The sequence below is a fragment of the Novosphingobium sp. CCH12-A3 genome (genome assembly GCF_001556015.1).
GTDB lineage: Bacteria > Pseudomonadota > Alphaproteobacteria > Sphingomonadales > Sphingomonadaceae > Novosphingobium > Novosphingobium subterraneum.
In genome coordinates this window covers 1-2221 of sequence record NZ_LSIA01000019.1, presented here as the reverse complement: position 1 = coordinate 2221, position 2221 = coordinate 1, and the positions used below count along the sequence as shown (strand labels likewise).

The window sequence follows — 2221 nt, the reverse complement described above, 5'->3', positions numbered from 1 at the left end:
CACCAGCGGCACCTCAGTCTGCACCGGAAATTACACCACGACCGCGGACGCTAACCTGGCGATGCGCGGCCTGTTGCTGGCTGTCGTTGCTCCTATCCTGCCTGCGCTGCTGTCAGGGCAAGGGCCTGACGATGACAACGAGGAAAGTTGGACCGAATGGGCGGCCAAGACTTCGGTGTATGGTTTGGCGGCTCCTATCCCGTTGGCGCGCGATATCGTGCCTGTGGTCGGCCGCAAACTCGCAGGCGATCGGTCTTACGGCTATCGCTTCTCGCGAATCCAAGGCCTCCCAGAATCGCTTGAGCGTGTCGCTGGTGACGTTCGAAAGGCCGCTGAGGGCAGGGAAACCAAGAGGGCAACCCGTAACACTCTGGAAGCTGCTGGCTACATGACAGGGCTTGTGCCGGGGCAAGGCGCGGCATCGGCGCAGTTCTTCGTCGACGTGCTCGCAGGCGATACTCAGCCCCAAGACATGGGCGACTGGTGGCAAGGCGTGTGATTCGGTAAAATCGATGCGGAGCAATGACTTAGTTGCGTCAACGCAAGTAGGAGGTGGCCGCAATGGATGACATGGTAGAAATGTTAGCCTTGATCAAACAGGCCCGCGACATCTGGGAAGTTGATCCGGACGAAGCCAGCATCGAAGAGCAGCAGGCTTGGGAGGATTTAAACGAGGTCGGCATCAAGCTGGCGAGGCTCAAAGGTGAACCCGAACCGGGCTAGTCCTTCCAAATCGGCCCACACCGCACATCCTTGCACCCGTCATTTCGAGCACCTAAGCAAAGGCTCGACGAACATCATCATCAGGCTGCGGCCCTGCTTGTGCAGCGTTGCGTCAGAGCCCCGCATAGGACGTGGCTGGAATTATTTGTGATCGCCCTTACGCACGTCGTCCAATTGACCGGAGCTTCGGAAGCGTTTGCAAATCATGTCGGCGATTACCCATGCGACGACAAATCCAAGTAGGACTATTGCGAGAACTGGTATGGTCGGCATTACGATGCCCTCCGGCGAGTCGTCACTCTGGAGCGGCGCATTAAAGCCTACTGACTTTAGTTATGACAAGCCCCCCCCTGTCTCCACGGGAACGAAGGGTCGATTGGGCTGTTGGTAGAAGAGGCCGGACGCCCCTAATCCGGCCCCTTTTACCAGTTGCACAAAATACTCCGGTCTGGTCATCAGATCGGAGTATTTTGGATGGCAAACATGCTGCGAAGGCCGAACGTTGCCGGGTTCTTCAACGAAGGTAATATCTTGCCATCACGACAGGGCTTGAGTCGCCTGGTCGTGATGCCCTAGCCCTTGGGTGATCCAGCAAGGGCTAGGGCAGCTTATCGGAATACAACCCCAAGCCTGCAAGCATGCCGACGAGTAAGCAACCAAGTCCTGCAAGCGTCAGGACCAGCACCCACTCTGCAGCGTTCCAATCTGGCAGCTTCATGGGGTCCCTAGCCGTTCACTGCGAGTTGCAAGGCCAACAATGCCTTGCAGACGGCTCACCTAAATGTGAGTCTCAACAGTGTACTAAGGCGTTCTTTCCCATTGATTAATTGGGAAATTCGTCATCCTCGGTTCGGTCGCGCGACACGAATTTCCGAGACAAGATTTCCGCCAGGAACAAGGCCACAGCCAGGCCGACAACAACGATCAGGATTACAGGCAGGAGAGGCATTTGACGCGTCCCGTTGCATGCCGGGAGCGCGGTGGTCTCTCAAGCACCAGCAGGCGAACTGGCTGGTGACATCAATCTCCTACACTCGTTTGGAGTGAGTGTCGAACCTTACAAGGGCATTAGCTGTTTTGCGTTTCCGCTTTCACCGCGATCTTTCGCTCAGCATCAGCAATAGCTGCCTCGTCGAGTTTCCCAGACGCCTTCAAATAGTAGCCGGATTCGATGTCGAAACGGTCAATCTTGTCGCCTAATCCCACTGCTATTGCCGCCTCTTGAACGAGGTCCAGAAATGCGGCGACAAAAGTGGACGGTTCGAAGAACCGTCTGATTCCGGCATGATAGGGACGCGATGGCCTGTGAGGAGATGGTGAGCCTCGGTGCTGGTTGGCTGATCCGCTGATTTCCTTGGTGGATCCGACTTCCGAACGAGGTTTTCGCGTTATGCAGGCGCACTACGCCCCTCAAGCCAGGCGAGCCTCTGGAAGTTATAGGCAAGGTTGGCCATGCCGATCTTGATGCGGGCGCGGGCAATGCCAATGGTGCGCACGA

At 56.7% G+C, this 2221-nt stretch carries 3 protein-coding genes; 2 read left to right on the top strand and 1 reads right to left on the bottom strand.

Annotated elements, in window-relative coordinates; all coding sequences use genetic code 11:
- A partial coding sequence (locus AX703_RS27715; RefSeq protein ID WP_197423575.1) for a hypothetical protein occupies window positions 1-499 on the top strand: 499 nt, incomplete at its 5' end.
- Window positions 500-561: 62 nt separating this feature from the next.
- Window positions 562-723 carry a hypothetical protein gene (locus tag AX703_RS27140; protein ID WP_156135920.1) on the top strand — a complete coding sequence of 54 codons (162 nt, stop codon included), beginning with the start codon at window positions 562-564 and terminating at the stop codon, window positions 721-723.
- A 1068-nt stretch (window positions 724-1791) separates the two neighbouring features.
- On the opposite strand, the gene AX703_RS27135 is transcribed toward AX703_RS27140, so the two are convergent.
- The gene (locus tag AX703_RS27135) at window positions 1792-1929 is read right to left on the bottom strand and encodes a hypothetical protein (RefSeq protein WP_156451869.1); all 138 of its coding nucleotides are present in this window, start codon (window positions 1927-1929) and stop codon (window positions 1792-1794) included.
- Between the last annotated feature and the right edge of the window lie 292 nt (window positions 1930-2221).

Coding starts and splice junctions, on each gene's coding strand:
- AX703_RS27140 (WP_156135920.1), top strand. CDS start 562: ATGGATGACATGGTAGAAATGTTAGCCTTGATCAAACAGGCCCGCGAC.